The following is a 15,651-nucleotide window of genomic DNA, read 5'->3' as shown; positions in this document are numbered from 1 at the left end:
GGGCTCTGCCCCCGCCGCCTGCGGCGACTCCCCCGAGGTATTTGGGCCAAGATGAAAGAGCGGTCTTGTTCGGATCGGGGCGTCGCGGCTGTACAGGGGGTGCATGGGGGGTGTACGCAGGGTGTACGGGGGGCACCCCCCGTTTTCGACGATCAGGAGAGACCCATGAGCGCACCCGCCGATGCCGACGCCCGCAAGGCCATCGCCCCGGTAATCTGCTACCCCAACGACACCCTTCCCCGTCTTGACCCGGCTGTGGCGACCCGCGCGACGCAGGGCTGGAAGAAGGTGGCCGAGGTTCTGACACCGCCGCGTGACGGGGCCTGTTTTCGGGTGAAGGCGGGGCAGGCGTTCCGGATTTCCTCGGTCGAGGGTCCGCAGGTGGGGGATTTGAACCTGTGGAACCTGCATGATCTGACGGAGCGGTTTTATTCCGGGAAAACAAGGGCCTTGCATGGCACGCATGTGACGACAGGGGATCGGCTCTGGTCGTCTTTTCCGGGGCTTCGGCCGATGGCGACGATCCTGGAAGACAGTCTGAACTGGTACGGCATGGATGCCTATGGCGGGTCCGTCCATGACGTGATCGGCACCCGTTGCGATCCCTATACCCATAACCTGCTGGCGGGCGGGCAGTATCACCATTGCTGCCATTCCAACCTGACCCGCGCGCTGGCGGCCGAAACCGGGATGACCCTGGCGGAGGCCGAGCCGCTTGTTCACGATGTCTTAAACGTTTTCATGTGTACTGGCTTCACCCGCGACACCGGTCAGTATTTCATGAAGGCTAGCCCCGTGCGCCCCGGCGATCATCTGGATTTCGTGGCAGAGATCGACCTGCTTGGCGGATTGTCTGCCTGCCCCGGTGGCGACTGCAGTTCGGAGCATTCCTCGGACACGGCGGCGTGTTATCCACTGCTGGTGGAGGTGTTCGATACGGACGCGACCGCCGATTGGGTGTCGCCGCCCGTGAACGGCTATGATCGAAGTCATGGGGTCTGATATCGCCCGGTCCTAGAAAACTTGATCAAAAATGCTGTGTCGCGGACGAGAAAAAACTTGGGGCGCGGCCAATAAAATTCTTGCAATGACTCGGTAAAAGCCCCAAATGCGCCGTCACAAGACGCCAACGCACGCGCCTCTGTCATGGGTGGTTTCGACCGCCGCAGTTACGTAGCGACGGTAACGTCTCCGAACTGGAACTTTGCCGCCCTTTGATGGGCCAGGTCTGTTGGAGATGACCATGACCGCTATGTTGACCGATTTCTCGGATTCTATTGCCGTCGCCGCACGATCCCGTGCCGAGACCTTCATTGCAGCGAACCGCTTCGAGCGCCCGACCCTCGTGATCGACACCGAGGCGGTGGCCGATCGCTATGCTGCCCTGTCCCGTGGGCTTGGCGATGCGCATATCCACTACGCAGTCAAGGCCAACCCGGCCCCGGAAATCATCGCGCGTCTCGTGTCGCTTGGGTCCGGTTTCGATGCTGCAAGCCGCGCCGAGGTGGAGCTGTGCCTGGACCAGGGCGCATCGCCGGACCACATCTCTTTCGGCAACACCGTGAAGAAACCCGCCGACATCGCCTATGCCTACGCACGGGGCATTCGCCTCTTCGCAGCCGATGCCGAGGAAGAGTTGGAAAAGATCGCGGCCCACGCCCCCGGCGCGCAGGTCTATCTTCGTCTGATCGTTGAATTTTCCGAAGCTGACTGGCCGCTGACCCGCAAGTTCGGCTGTGCCCGGTCCAACCTGCTGCACCTGTTCCAGCATGCGGTGATGCTGGGGCTCGACCCGGTTGGCCTGTCCTTCCATGTGGGGTCCCAGACCCGCCGGGCCTCCATGTGGGCGGGTATCCTCGATGAGGTGGCGGGCAGCTGGCGCGCGTTGCAGGAGGCCGGGTTCTCGCCCCGTCTGCTGAACATCGGCGGCGGTTTCCCTGCCTTTTATGGCGAAGAAGTGGATGGGCCGGACGTCTATGGCGCGGAAGTGCGCCGCCTGATTGCCGACCGCTTCGGCGATGTCGCTCAGATCATGGCGGAGCCGGGCCGGGGTCTCGTGGCCGAGGCCGGTGCCATCGCGGCGGAAGTGCTGCTGGTGTCGCGCAAGGCACGCACGGACCTGCACCGTTGGGTGTTTCTCGACATTGGCAAGTTCTCGGGCCTTGCCGAGACCATGGACGAAGCGATCCGCTACCAGTTCATCACCGAACGGGATGGCGATGACGCCATGGGCCCCTGCATTCTGGCAGGCCCCTCCTGTGACAGCGCCGATGTGCTTTATGAAAAGCGCCCGGTCTTCCTGCCGCTGAGCCTGCAATCGGGCGACCGGATCGTGATCCGTTGCTGTGGGGCCTATACCTCGACCTACGCTTCGATCGGGTTCAACGGTTTCCCGCCGCTCGATGTGGTCGTGATCTGATCTGATCGGGGCGGGCAGGGGGGTGTGAACACGGCCCTCGCCCGCGCCGGACCCAAAGGCTTTTGTCAAGAAAGCCTTCCTGTGTCAGGCAAAGGCCGCTTCCAGGGCGATTTGCACCATATCCGCAAAGCTGGATTGCCGGTCCGACGCAGGCAGCGCCTCGTGCGTTTGCAGGTGGTCCGAGATGGTCAGAACCGCAAGCGCCCGGCAGCCATAGCGGGCTGCCAGAACGTAGAGCTCCGCTGCCTCCATCTCGACCGCCAGAACGCCGTGGCGGGTCATCTGCTCGTTCAGATCGGGTCGTTCGTCATAGAACACGTCCGAGGAATAGATCCCGCCAACATGCACTCCGCAATCCAGCTTCCGGGCGGCAGCATAGGCCGCCTGAAGCAGCCCGTAATCCGCGCAAGGGGCGTAGTTCAATTCCTTGAAGATACCGCGTGAGGGCGTGGAAAGCGTTGAGCTTGTCATTGCAAGAACAACATCGCGCAGTTTTACCTGCGGTTGCATTCCCCCTGCCGATCCAATCCGGATGAGCGTCCTGGCCCCATAGTCGCGGATCAGTTCGTTGGCATAGATTGACAGGCTCGGCATGCCCATGCCCGATCCCTGAATGGTGACGCGGTTGCCATTCCAGTGCCCGGTAAAGCCAAGCATCCCGCGCGTTTCGTTCACGCAGACCGGATCGTCCAGAAATGTTTCGGCCGCCCATTTGGCGCGCAAGGGGTCCCCTGGCATCAGGACGGTTTCAGCAATCTCTCCGGGGGCGGCGCTGATATGAATGGTCATTGGAAACCCTGTATGTGACTGACGCCACCTTGCCCGAGGGTCATCGGTTAGGAAAGATGAAAGTTCATTTGCCAGAAGCGTGGAAACGCAACACCCCGAGCCAATTCATTGAAAGGCCCGGGGTGTTGAGCAATCAGGATTGATCCGTGACTCAGATTTCCAGATCGGACGGATCAGTGCCGGCATTGATGGCGCTTTTGTACCAGGCCGGCTGGCGTCCGCGACCGCTCCAGGTTTGGGATGCGTCGTCGGGGTTGCGGTATTTCGGGACGGATGTTTTCCCGGCGGCCTTCTTGCCAAGAATCTCGTCCAGCGAGAAACCATGTTCCTGCGCGGCCTTCTGGGCAGCGGCAAGGGCTGCTTCCCGTTGCCGCTTTTCAAAGCTTGTCAGAGCCTTGTCGACATTCTTCTTGAGCGATTGCAATTCTTCTTTGGACATCGAATCGAGGTCGATTGCCATTTTTAAGTTCTCCCGCGTGTGACTAATTACCGTGTTAATTACCTGAAACTGCGTATTCAATATAAAATAGGGGCACCTGTCCAAAAGTACAGGTGCCCTTGGGGCAATAGTTAATAATCATTCCATTGAATGGACAGGCCATACTGTCCAATTAGACAGGTCTGCTTATTCCGCAGCGGCAACCGGGGGCGCGACGAGCTGTACGATATCCATCATGATGCGATTCAGCTCGAAATCCTTGGGCGTGTAAACCCGTGCCACGCCGCTGGAAAGCAGGGCCTTTTCATCCTCTTCCGGAATGATGCCGCCCACCATTACAGGGATATGCCCAAGCCCCTCGGCCTGCAATCGGGCCATCACATCCTTGATCAGCGGAATATGGCTTCCCGACAGGATCGACAGACCGATCACATGCGGATCTTCGGCCTTGGCGGCATCCACGATCTGTTGCGGTGACAGGCGAATGCCTTCGTAGGAAATCTCCATTCCGCAATCGCGGGCGCGGAAGGCAATTTGTTCCGCTCCATTGGAATGGCCATCGAGACCGGGTTTGCCAACGAGGAATTTCAGACGACGCCCGAGGCTGTCCGAAACCGCATCCACGGCATCGCGGATATCCTCCAGCCCTTCCGTCTTGTTCGACACGGCGCGCGAAACCCCGGTGGGCCCGCGATATTCGCCATGAACCACGCGCATGACGCCGGCCCATTCGCCGGTGGTGGCCCCGGCTTTTGCCGCGGCGATGGAGGCGGGCATGATGTTCTCACCGGCAGAGGCAGCAGCGCGCAGGGCGTCCAGTGCCGCCTTGACAGCTTCGTTGTCCCGCGCGCGGCGCCAGTCGTTCAGGCGGTCGATCTGGTCAGCCTCCACGCCGGGATCGACGGTCATGATCCCGCCATCCGCATCCATGAGCGGCGAAGGCTCGGTTTCCGTGTACTTGTTCACCCCGACAACCACGGTATCTCCCCGCTCGATCCCGTTCACCCGGTCGGCATTGGATTCGACCAAGCGGCCCTTCATGTAGTCGATGGCGGCAATCGCCCCGCCCATGGAGTCGAGATTGGCCAGTTCCGCCCGTGCGCCATCTTTCAGCGCCTCGACCTTGGCATCCACCACGGGGTTTCCGTCAAACAGATCGCCATATTCCAGAAGGTCGGTCTCGAATGCCATGATCTGCTGCATCCGCATCGACCATTGCTGGTCCCAGGGGCGCGGCAGGCCAAGTGCCTCGTTCCAGGCAGGGAGCTGCACCGCGCGGGCGCGGGCCTTCTTGGACAGGGTCACCGCCAGCATTTCAATGAGAATACGGTAGACGTTGTTTTCCGGCTGCTGCTCGGTCAGGCCGAGCGAATTCACCTGCACGCCATAACGGAACCGGCGGAACTTGGCGTCTTCAACCCCGTAGCGCTTCAGCAGGATTTCGTCCCACAGGTCCACGAAGGCACGCATCTTGCACATCTCGGTGACAAACCGGATACCCGCATTCACGAAGAAGGAAATGCGTCCGCAGAGCGCCGGGAAATCCTCTGCCGGGACACGCGGCTGCAGCGCGTCCAGCACCGCGATGCCGGTGGCAAGTGCGAAGGCCAGCTCCTGCTCGGGCGTCGCTCCGGCCTCTTGCAGGTGGTAGGAACACACGTTCATCGGGTTCCATTTCGGCACGTTGGTATAGCAATACTCCGCCACATCCGCGATCATCTTCAGGCTTGGCGCAGGCGGGCAGACATAGGTGCCGCGGCTGAGGTATTCCTTGATCAGATCGTTCTGCACGGTGCCCTGAAGCTTCGAGATATCCGCGCCCTGTTCCTCGGCCACCGCGATATAGAGCGACAAGAGCCACGGCGCGGTGGCGTTGATCGTCATCGAGGTGTTCATCTGTTCCAATGGGATCTGGTCAAAGAGCGCCCGCATGTCACCCAGATGGCACACCGGCACGCCCACTTTGCCCACCTCGCCGCGCGCCAGTTCGTGGTCGCTGTCATAGCCCGTTTGCGTGGGCAGGTCGAAGGCCACGGACAGGCCCGTCTGCCCCTTGGCCAGGTTGCCGCGATAAAGCGCGTTCGAGGCCTTGGCGGTCGAGTGGCCCGCATAGGTGCGAATGAGCCAGGGGCGGTCTTTTTGGGTCTCGGTCATCAGGCGGCCTCCGAATCCAGATCGGTAATCTTATTTCGTCAGACCGGGTATATCGGGAATATTCATGCGCCGTCAACTCGCTGCATTGCGGCGAGATGGGAATAGATGCTGCGCTGCTATTCTGCGGCTGCATTCAGGCGGTCAGAGCCGGTGAAACTCCATGATCAGCCCGTGTTCGTCGCTATGGGCATCATCGGCCTTGTCGTAAATCCTGAAGTCATGGAAGCGGATCGGCGTGATTTGCCCATTCGCCACAAGCTGAGCCAGTGCAGACCCGAACCCGGCGCTGTCATAGACCGCCGGTATGACGGTGCAGACGAACAGGGCGCCGGGCCGGGCGATGCGCATCAGTTCCGGCAGGCAGACGGGGCCGACATGGCCATGGGTGAAGGTGCCCGAGGACACGACGCCACCATAGCTGGCATCGGGGATATCCAGCGGCCCGGTCAGATCGGCGGTGATGAGGTTTCGGTAGATGCCCTTGCGCCCCGCCACGGCCAACATCTCGGGCGACAGGTCCAGCGCGTCGATGGTGACGCCGGTCATCTCTTCCCCGATCAGCCCGGTGCCCGCGCCTACATCCAGCACCGGCTCATTCCCCTTGGCTGTGGCGCGAAACCTGCGCGCGACCTCGCCCGGAGAGCGATAGCCGCGTTCCTCGGCAAAGGTCTGGTCATAATTTTCCGCCCATTCCTTGTAGAATTCGCGGGTTTCTTCCTTGCCGCCAAGCGCATAGGCGCTGTCGAGGTCCGGTTTGGGCATGTCTGTCCTCCTGATCGCGGCCAGTGTAGCTGAGGGCGCGGGGCCACGGTCAACCCCCTGACCTGCACAAGCCCGATTGAAGCGGGTCGCGTTTCCTGCCACCGTCGCCGGGATGACAACGATGATCCAAGTTCCGGCGTGGCTGCTGATTCTGGTGCTGCTTTTCGCGGCTGTCACGGCATTGGACCGGATCCTGATGCCCTCGGTCCGCTGGTATCTGCGCCGCCGACTGGAACGCGCGGTCGACCGGCTGAACCAGAAACTGTCCTATCCCATTCAGCCCTTCAAGCTGGCCCGCCGCCGCGACACGATCCTGCGACTGCGTTATGACCCGGAGGTCGCCAGGGCGGTGCTGGCCTATGCGCGGGAACGTGGCATTCGCGAAGACGTGGCCGCACAGACCGCAGAACGCTATGCGCGGGAAATCGTGCCCTCCTTCTCGGCCTTCACCTATTTCGCCTTCGCCATCCGCGCGGCGCGTTTTCTGTCGCGATCGCTCTATAAGGTGCGGGTGGGGGCGGCGAATGCCGCCGCGCTGGAAGGGATCGGCAAGGACAAGACGGTGATCTTCGTGATGAATCACCGGTCGAACATGGATTACGTGCTGGTCACATGGCTGGCCGCCGACCGCAGCGCCCTGGCCTATGCCGTGGGCGAATGGGCGCGGGTATGGCCCTTGCAGCCGCTGATCCGAATGCTCGGCGGCTATTTCATTCGCCGCCGTCACAACAACCCGCTCTATCGCAAGGTACTGGCGCGCTATGTCCAGATGGCGACGGAGGCGGGGGTGACGCAGGCGGTGTTCCCCGAAGGCGGGTTGACCCGGACCGGCGCGCTGCGCGAACCGAAACTGGGCCTGTTGTCCTACATCATCGACGGCTTCCGCCCCGGTGACAGCCGCGATGTGGTCTTCGTGCCGGTGGCGATCAACTATGATCGCGTCATGGAGGACCGCAATCTGATCCATGCCGAGGGCGGTCGCGGCTTTCGCTTCTCTCTGAAACCGATCTTTCGCTATCTGCGCCTGCTGATCTGGCAAAGACTGACCCGGCAGGCCAGCCGCTTCGGCATGGCGGCGGTCAGCTTTGGTGAACCGCTCAGCCTCGCGCAGTTCATCGAAGACCACGAAGGTCATGCGGAAACGCTTGGTCAGGATCTGATGGACCGGATCGGGTCGGTTATGCCGGTCGTGCCCTTCCCGGTGATCGCCCATGCCATGGCCAGCGGCATTCGCAGCCAGGAGGCGCTGCTGCCCGCCATAGAAGACCGCTTCGAAAGGGCGCTGGCCGCCGGGGCCCCGGTCTTCCTGCCAAAACGCGATCTTCCCTACACGATCGAGGCGGCGTTGAAGACCCTTCAGGGGCGTCGCGTGCTGCAGTTGCAGGGAGACAGCTTTGCCCTGACCGACGAAGGCGAGCGGCTGGTGGCGTTCTATGCACGGTCTGTCAGCCCAATCCTGGGGGAGTTTCCTGGGGAAATCCTGCCCCAAAGAACCTCCGCGACATAATATTTCACAAACACCCCGATTTCGGGTTGCATAGTTGCGCGGGCCTTATTAGGACTTTCTGCATGAGCACGGAATGATTCCGCGCCGCAGAAAAAACATCCTGGAGGAGCTGATGGCCTTGGACAGCAACCCCGCGATCGCAAGCTACGACGCGCCTGAAAAAGATCTTTACGAGTTGGGTGAAATCCCCCCGATGGGATATGTGCCCAAGCAGATGTATGCCTGGGCCATCCGCAAGGACCGTCAGGGCGAGCCCGACAAGGCAATGCAGGTCGAAGTCGTCGATGTGCCTCAGCTGGACAGCCACGAAGTTCTGGTTCTGGTGATGGCCGCTGGCGTCAACTATAATGGGGTCTGGGCCTCGCTCGGCGTGCCGATCAGCATGTTCGACGTCCACAAGCAACCCTATCATATCGCGGGCTCGGATGCCTCTGGCATTGTCTGGGCCGTGGGTGACAAGGTCACGCGCTGGAAGGTGGGCGACGAGGTTGTGATCCACTGCAACCAGGACGATGGTGACGACGAGCACTGCAATGGCGGCGACCCGATGTATTCGCCCTCGCAGCGGATCTGGGGCTATGAGACCCCTGACGGCTCTTTCGCGCAGTTCACCAATGTGCAGGCGCAGCAGCTCATGCCGCGGCCCAAGCACCTGACCTGGGAAGAAAGCGCGTGCTACACGCTGACACTGGCCACCGCGTACCGGATGCTGTTCGGCCACGAGCCGCATGACCTGAAGCCCGGCCAGAACGTGCTGGTCTGGGGTGCCTCGGGCGGCCTTGGATCCTATGCGATCCAGCTGATCAACACGGCAGGGGCCAACGCGATCGGCGTGATCTCGGACGAGAGCAAACGCGATTTCGTGATGAATCTGGGTGCCAAGGGCGTAATCAACCGCCGCGATTTCAAATGTTGGGGACAATTGCCCACTGTGAACACGCCGGAATATGCCGAGTGGTTCAAGGAAGCCCGCAAGTTCGGCAAGGCGATCTGGGACATCACCGGCAAGGGCGTCAACGTGGACATGGTCTTCGAGCATCCCGGCGAAAGCACATTCCCGGTCTCTACCTTCGTGGTGAAGAAAGGCGGCATGGTCGTGATCTGCGCCGGAACCACCGGGTATAACCTGACTTTCGACGTGCGCTACATGTGGATGCATCAGAAGCGCCTGCAGGGCAGCCATTTCGCCCATCTCAAGCAGGCCATGGCCGCGAACCAGCTTATGGTGGAACGCCGCCTCGACCCCTGCATGTCCGAGGTCTTCCCCTGGGCGGAGCTGCCCGACGCGCATATGAAGATGCTGCGCAACGAGCATAAGCCCGGAAACATGTCGGTGCTGGTGCAGGCCCCGCGCACCGGGCTGACCACGCTGGAGGATGTGCTGGAGGCCGGTCCGACCGTCTGATCGGAGGAAGGGTTTCAGGTTTCGGCAAAGCCACCCCGGGGAGGAGGAGCCCCGGGGTGGTTTTTTTGTCAGCGGGGATTGCGCCCGCTTGCGCGGTCGCCCGGGGGGCGGGCCTCGTCAGGCCCCTTCGGGGCCATCCTCGGCCCGCGTTGCCACGGGATATCGGAGAGGCCGGTGCGTGGAGGATGGGGCGCATGAGCGGCACGGACGGGACGCCTACGGCGGAGGTATTTTTGCCAAGATGAAAGGGGGCGGCGGTTTTGCCGTGGTGCCCGGGCGTGGCTTTGCCTAGGGTGCGGGCATGTCCGGGCAGAGCATCACATATTCCGAAGATCAGGCCGCCGCCTATGACCGTTTGACCGAGGTCTTGCGGTCGATGGGGGTCGATCTGGATGCCGAGACACTGCTGCCCGCCGCCGAGGGCAAGTCGCAGGTCATGGCGGTGATCGGCAAGGCGGGCAGCGGCAAGACCATGCTGCTGGCGGAACTGGTGAAGGCGCTGGAGGCTGCCGGGGTCGACCTCGTGTCCGGGGACTGGGAAGGCAAGCGCCGCAGGGAGCGGCGGACGCTGGCGGTGCTGGCCCCCACCAACAAGGCGGCGAGCGTGCTGCGCAGGCGGGGCGTGCCCGCGACCACCATTCACCGCATTCTCTACACCCCCGTCTATGACCCGGAATACGAGAAGGTGGCCGAATGGCTGGCGGGGCAGGGCGAGCGGCCCGAGATCGAGGCGCTGACCGATGCGGCGCTGGACCGGGCCAAGGCCGTCTATGACGCGCATAAATCGGTGCCTGCTGCATTGGCGGCGGCGGGGCTGCGCGGGTCGGATTTCATCACCGGCTGGAAGCGGCGGGAAGATCCGCTCGATATCGGCTTCGTCGATGAAAGCTCCATGCTCGATGAAAAGCAGTTCCAGGACCTGCGCGAGATCTTCCCCACGCTTGTCCTCTTTGGCGATCCGGCGCAGCTGGCCCCGGTCGGCCAGTCGGGTGAGATGGTGTTCGACAAGCTGGCCGGGCCCGCGCGGCTGACGCTTGGCCGCATTCACCGGCAGGAGGCGGACAATCCCATTCTCGATCTCGCCCATGCGCTTGGCGATCCGGCGCTGGAGTTTCACGAGTTCGAGCGGATGATCGAGGATGCCGCCCGCCGCGACCCCCGCGTGGTTGTCGCCCCCCGCGCCGACAGCGACCTGATGGCGCGCAGTCCGGTTCTGGTCTGGCGCAACGCCACGCGCATCCGGCTGATCCGCGCCTTTCGCGTGGCGCATGGCGCGCCCGAGGATGCGCTGCTGCCCGGTGAGCCGCTGATCTGTGATGGGATCGAATTGCCAGTGAAGCACCGCAAGAAGCGCATCGACCTGGAGGCGCGGGGGCTGATCAAGGGGGCGCAGGTGGTCTATATGGGCCCCGGCCGTAAGCCCGGCTTTTCGCGGCTGCATGTGGTGGGGGCCGAAAGCCCTCAATTGTCGGCGGCCTCCATCGTCAAGATCGAGAAGCCCGACGAGGAGGAGCCGTTCATCCCCTATGCCGCGCGCATGGGGGCGACCTTCCTGCACGGGGCGGCGGTGACGATCCACAAGGCGCAGGGCAGCCAGTGGCAGGATGTGCAGGTCTTCGCGCCCGATATCTACGCCGCCAGCCGCGCGGGCCGGGTCGAGGCCGGTCAGGCCTTGTGGAAACGGCTGGCCTATGTTGCCATCACCCGCGCCGAGGAGCGGCTGATCTGGATCACGCGCTACATGCTGTCCAAGCCGCAGGCGGTTCTGGGGACGGATGACCTGGAGGTGCCGGTGGCGCCCCTGACACTGGAAGCGGAGGATGCCGGATGAGCAAGGTCATAGCGGTGACGGGGGCCAGCGCGGGGATCGGGCGCGCGGTGGCGGAGCTGTTCCTGACCCGCGGCTGGACGGTGGCGGCGCTGGCGCGGCGGGCGGACCCGCTGGAGGACCTGGCCCGCGCGCAGGAACGGGCGATTGCGCTGCCCTGTGACGTGACGGATGAGGCGGCGGTGGCGCGGGCCTTTTCGCGGATCGTCGAGCAGGCAGGACGGCTCGACGTGCTGTTCAACAACGCAGGGGCTTTCGGGCCCTCCGGCGCGATTGACGAGATCAGCCTGGACGACTGGCGCGCGGTTTTGGATGTGAACCTGACGGGCATGTTTCTCTGCGCCCGCGCGGCCTTTGCACAGATGCGGCGGCAGGATCCGGCAGGCGGGCGGATCATCAACAATGGCTCCATTTCCGCCCATGTGCCGCGTCCCGGATCGGTCTGCTACACCACCACCAAGCATGGGGTCAGCGGGCTGACCAAGACGCTGAACCTTGATGGCCGTGCGCTTGGCATCTGTGCAGGGCAGATCGACATCGGCAATGCCGCGACCGAAATGACCAAGGGCATTGCCCAAGGCGCGCGGCAGGCGGATGGGTCCATCAAGCCGGAGGCGGTGATGGATGCGGGCGATGTGGCCGAAGCCGTCTGGTATATGGCGAACCTGCCGCTTGAGGCCAATGTGCCGAGCCTCACGGTGATGGCCAACAGGATGCCGTTTGTCGGGCGGGGGTAGTCGGTGGATGTTGCTTCGTCCCGCGCCGGCGAAATGGATGCCTGGCCCCAGGCGGTCGCAATGGACAACAGGGTAGTCAGTTCACTGGAAACCCGTTCTCCCTTGCATGATATATCAACTCGGTTAATCGAGTTCCGAGCTGAATATACTCACAGATTGTTTGATCTTGGCCGGTCATGCCAACACACTCTGGTATGTTTTCGAGCATGTCTCGTGCGGTTTGCAGCGACCGTGCATAGCCTCTTGCCTGAAACCCGTTTCCTTCGATCTCATCCGGCAGACTGTTTAGCAGAGACATGGTGAACGCGCGTGTTTCGGAGGCGAGATCAGACAGGCAGGATGTCCCCTCGGCGTTGTCCTGCGCGATGCAGATGTCTCCAGCCGTGCTAAGACATCTAATCTGCATCCAGTCCCGATATCTTTGGTCAAGTGTCTGAACAGCAAGCAGGCACTGGGTCATATTCGGCACCGGCTGTGTTTCTGACTGCGCGGCGGCAGGGGTGGCCAGAAGCAGTGCAAAACACGCAATCAAGAAACTCTTCATGGTGGTACTTTTTACTCTTTTCATGTCCCAAGATGGTTTGCGGGACAGCCTCGGGTGAGACGCGTTTTCAACCGCAACCGCAACCGCAACCGCAACCGCAACCGCAACCGCAACCGCATATACGAGAGAACATCCCTGAGATCGCGCAGTCAAGCGCGGGTCCGGGTAACAGGGAACTTACCACATCCGTGATTTCGCGTATTCGGGATAGGTGGCGTCGTAGGTTTCGCCGTCGAAACCCCTGTCCTGTTCCTTGATGAACTGGCCCGCAGAAGGCACAAGGGCGCTGTCGTCGCCACGGGTCCACAGCCCCGAGCGCATGATCGCCTTGGCGCATTGGAAATACATCTCGTCCAGCGTCACCACGATCACCAGTTTCGGGTGCTGTCCACGCTGTTCGAAACTGCCCGTCACCTCCGGGTCGGCGGTCAGAACGGCGCGTCCATTCACCCGCACCACATTGGTTGAACCCGGCACCATGAACATCAGGCTCACGCGCCCGTCGCGGACGATGTTGCGCAAGGAGTCGATACGGTTGTTGCCGCGCCAGTCGGGCAACCAGAGGGTCTGTGCGTCCACGATCCGCACCACCGGGCCATCATCGCCGCGCGGGCTGCCGTCGGTGCCTTCGGGGCCGACGGTGGTCAGCACCACGAAGCGCGCCGCCTCGATCCATTGCCGGTAGAGCGGGGTCATCCGGGTGGCAACCTTGGTCAGCGAGGCGGGCACCGGCGCGTCATAGAGCGCCTCCAGTGCCTCGATCGTGTCGATTCTGTTCATCTATCAGCCACCCATTCGAATGTAGCGGAAGACGGCAGAGGCCAGCCAGCCCGCCGCGATGGCGATGGCCAGCGACAGAAGGCCGTAGACCAGGGGCCGTTCATGGGCGAGCGTGTAGATCATCCGTTCCAGCCCGACCTTGCGCACGGTGATGGCGGTCTCGTAGGAGGACACCACCTCGCGCCCACGGGTCAGGAAAATGCGCGCGGTGTAGTCGCCTTCGACCAGATTGGCGGGCATCCGGAACGATGTGTTGAACAGCGTTTCGTTGCGCAGGGTCACCGCCCCTTCCAGAACCTGATACAGGTCTTCATTCGTGCGGATGCGGATCACGGCATCGGTGAAATCGCGCTGATGTTCGGTCTCGGTGCCCACGGCCCGGATCGCGCGCGGGATGGAAATGCGGTGGCGCAGATCCTCGGTATCGCTGATCACCTCGCGGAACGGGTTGGTCGTGGCCACAGCGTAGAAGGTGGGCGCGGCGTCCACCTCGACCGCCTCGGTGTTCATCCAGATGCCATAACGCCGGTCCATCCGGCGGACGGTCACCGGGCGGTCGGGGCCCTCGATGGTGATGATCACCTCCAGCGGGTTGCCCTCGGGCACCGGTGTATAACGCTCGACCGCGCCGAAAATCAGGATCTCGGAGCCGTTGAAATTCGCGGTGATCGACACTTCGTTCTGGCTGAGACCAGCGACGACGGTTTCCTCCTGCGCAGCGGCAGCGAGCGGGGCCAGAAGCAGGGCCAGGATCAGCAGGATCTGTTTCAATGTCCCGACGCCGCCCCCAATGTGAAAAGCTCGGACGGCTGCAACAGCAGGTCGAGCGCCAGTTTTCCGCAGACCCCAAGCACCATGATCGCCAGCAGGATGCGCAACTGTTCGGCCTTCAGCTTGACCCCGATCCGCGCGCCCACCTGCGCGCCGACGACGCCGCCGATCAGCAGCAGGACGGCAAGGATCATGTCTACCGTGTAGTTCGTGGTCGCGTGCAGCAGCGTCGAAAAGGCGGTGACGAAGATGATCTGAAACAGCGACGTACCCACCACGACCTTGGTGGGCATGCCAAGGATATAGATCATCGCGGGCACCATGATGAAGCCGCCGCCGACGCCCATGATTGCCGCCAGAATGCCAACAAACAGCCCGACGAGCAGCGGCGGAATGACCGACAGGTACAGCCCCGAGGTGCGGAAGCGCATCTTGAACGGCAGCGCATGGATCCAGCCGCGATGATGGCGGCGCGGTGGCGGGGCACCGGCCGTGGCCTTGGACCGGCGAATGGCGCGCAGGCTTTCGACGAACATCAGCGCGCCGATGATGCCAAGGAAGACCACGTAGCAAAGCCGCACCAGCAGATCGACCTGACCGATGGCGCGCAGCGCGTTGAACACCTGCACCCCGAGCGCGGCCCCCACAAGACCGCCGATCAGCAGCACGACCCCCATTCGGAGATCCACCGTCTTTCGTTTGAAATGCGCCAGCACGCCGGAAAAGGACGATGCCACGATCTGGTTGGCCTCGGTCGCCACGGCGACGGCGGGGGGGATGCCGATGAAGAACAGCAGCGGTGTCAGCAGGAAGCCGCCGCCAACCCCGAACATGCCCGACAGGATGCCGACCAGACCGCCAAGCCCAAGCAGAAGGAAAGCGTTTACACTGACTTCCGCAATGGGCAGGTAGATCTGCATGGTCCGACAAATGCCTCCTGAGGTTGTAGCCTGTCTTACTGCCCGGTCCGTGTAATGGCCAGCCTTCACCCCGCCCGGCGGGGGTGCGACAGATCGGAACAGTCCGCAACTGTCAGCATAGTGAATCACTGGCCTCGATCCGTCCAGTGCCAGAGTGCCAGTCGGCTCAGTCCAGGTTGACCGATATTCCGTAAAGCTCGCCGGGGCGAATGACCAGCTCCAGTCCGATCTTGACGCTGACCGCCAACACCAGAACCGCCAGCAGAATCCGCAACTGTTCGGCTTTCAGCCTGACGCCGATCCGCGCGCCGACCTGCGCGCCAAGCACCCCGCCGAAGATGAGCAGCAGCGCCAGAACCATATCGACCGAATGGCTGCTTATCGCGTGCATCAGTGTTGTGAAGGCGGTGACGAAGATGATCTGAAACAGAGAGGTGCCGATCACGACCTTGGTGGGCATGCCCAGGATATAGATCATCGCGGGCACCATGATGAATCCGCCGCCCACGCCCATGATCGCCGACAGAATGCCGACCGCACCGCCCACCAGTAGCGGCGGCAGGGCAGAGATATAGAGCCCCGAGGTGCGGAAGCGC

Annotated in this window: 15 protein-coding genes; 6 read left to right on the top strand and 9 right to left on the bottom strand. The window is 62.6% G+C overall.

Features of this window, described 5'->3' with window-relative positions; genetic code table 11:
• Positions 1–165 precede the first annotated feature (165 nt).
• Positions 166–1,002: an urea carboxylase-associated family protein gene (locus tag BKY26_RS04275; protein ID WP_071689166.1), complete on the top strand. Its 837-nt coding sequence runs from the start codon at positions 166–168 to the stop codon at positions 1,000–1,002.
• Between the two features lie 241 nt (positions 1,003–1,243).
• Positions 1,244–2,419 (top strand): type III PLP-dependent enzyme, encoded by a 1,176-nt coding sequence (locus BKY26_RS04270; RefSeq protein ID WP_071689168.1) that lies wholly within the window; start codon positions 1,244–1,246, stop codon positions 2,417–2,419.
• An 84-nt stretch (positions 2,420–2,503) separates the two neighbouring features.
• Here the strand turns inward: BKY26_RS04270 and deoD are convergent, their stop codons facing one another.
• The 4 genes from deoD to BKY26_RS04250 form a co-directional block, all read right to left on the bottom strand.
• Positions 2,504–3,208, bottom strand: a complete 705-nt coding sequence (gene deoD / locus BKY26_RS04265; RefSeq protein WP_071689165.1) for a purine-nucleoside phosphorylase — start codon at positions 3,206–3,208, stop codon at positions 2,504–2,506.
• A 151-nt stretch (positions 3,209–3,359) separates the two neighbouring features.
• Positions 3,360–3,668, bottom strand: coding sequence for an H-NS histone family protein (locus tag BKY26_RS04260; RefSeq protein ID WP_071689164.1), 309 nt, complete (start codon positions 3,666–3,668; stop codon positions 3,360–3,362).
• Positions 3,669–3,833: 165 nt separating this feature from the next.
• On the bottom strand, positions 3,834–5,801 hold the full coding sequence (locus BKY26_RS04255) for a protein meaA (protein WP_071689163.1): 1,968 nt from the start codon (positions 5,799–5,801) through the stop codon (positions 3,834–3,836).
• Between the two features lie 141 nt (positions 5,802–5,942).
• Positions 5,943–6,563, bottom strand: a complete 621-nt coding sequence (locus BKY26_RS04250) for a class I SAM-dependent DNA methyltransferase (protein ID WP_071689162.1) — start codon at positions 6,561–6,563, stop codon at positions 5,943–5,945.
• Between the two features lie 121 nt (positions 6,564–6,684).
• On the opposite strand from BKY26_RS04250, the gene BKY26_RS04245 reads away from it, so the two are divergent.
• The 4 genes from BKY26_RS04245 (at position 6,685) to BKY26_RS04230 (ending at position 12,040) form a co-directional block, all read left to right on the top strand.
• Positions 6,685–8,070, top strand: coding sequence for a 1-acyl-sn-glycerol-3-phosphate acyltransferase (locus BKY26_RS04245; RefSeq protein ID WP_227434921.1), 1,386 nt, complete (start codon positions 6,685–6,687; stop codon positions 8,068–8,070).
• Positions 8,071–8,182: 112 nt separating this feature from the next.
• Positions 8,183–9,475 carry a crotonyl-CoA carboxylase/reductase gene (ccrA, locus tag BKY26_RS04240; RefSeq protein WP_071689167.1) on the top strand — a complete coding sequence of 431 codons (1,293 nt, stop codon included), beginning with the start codon at positions 8,183–8,185 and terminating at the stop codon, positions 9,473–9,475.
• Between the two features lie 301 nt (positions 9,476–9,776).
• Positions 9,777–11,306, top strand: a complete 1,530-nt coding sequence (locus BKY26_RS04235; protein WP_071689160.1) for an ATP-dependent DNA helicase — start codon at positions 9,777–9,779, stop codon at positions 11,304–11,306.
• Complete coding sequence (locus BKY26_RS04230) at positions 11,303–12,040, top strand: SDR family oxidoreductase (RefSeq protein ID WP_071689159.1); 738 nt, start codon at positions 11,303–11,305, stop codon at positions 12,038–12,040. The genes BKY26_RS04235 and BKY26_RS04230 overlap by 4 nt, the downstream gene beginning before the upstream one ends.
• Before the next feature lie 76 nt (positions 12,041–12,116).
• Here the strand turns inward: BKY26_RS04230 and BKY26_RS20170 are convergent, their stop codons facing one another.
• The 5 genes from BKY26_RS20170 to BKY26_RS04205 all read right to left on the bottom strand — a co-directional run.
• Positions 12,117–12,584: a hypothetical protein gene (locus BKY26_RS20170; protein WP_071689158.1), complete on the bottom strand. Its 468-nt coding sequence runs from the start codon at positions 12,582–12,584 to the stop codon at positions 12,117–12,119.
• Between the two features lie 177 nt (positions 12,585–12,761).
• Complete coding sequence (locus BKY26_RS04220; protein ID WP_071689157.1) at positions 12,762–13,364, bottom strand: pyridoxamine 5'-phosphate oxidase family protein; 603 nt, start codon at positions 13,362–13,364, stop codon at positions 12,762–12,764.
• A 3-nt stretch (positions 13,365–13,367) separates the two neighbouring features.
• Entirely contained in the window at positions 13,368–14,135 is a 768-nt protein-coding gene (locus tag BKY26_RS04215; protein WP_071689156.1) for a TIGR02186 family protein, read from the bottom strand.
• Complete coding sequence (locus BKY26_RS04210; RefSeq protein ID WP_071689155.1) at positions 14,132–15,055, bottom strand: sulfite exporter TauE/SafE family protein; 924 nt, start codon at positions 15,053–15,055, stop codon at positions 14,132–14,134. Before BKY26_RS04210 ends, BKY26_RS04215 begins: the two co-directional genes overlap by 4 nt.
• A gap of 166 nt (positions 15,056–15,221) precedes the next feature.
• The coding region (locus tag BKY26_RS04205) for a sulfite exporter TauE/SafE family protein (protein WP_131541765.1) at positions 15,222–15,651 on the bottom strand (430 nt) is incomplete at its 5' end.

It is taken from the genome of Nioella sediminis, assembly GCF_001879695.1.
Lineage (GTDB): Bacteria > Pseudomonadota > Alphaproteobacteria > Rhodobacterales > Rhodobacteraceae > Nioella > Nioella sediminis.
This window is presented reverse-complemented; position numbering and strand designations above follow the sequence as displayed.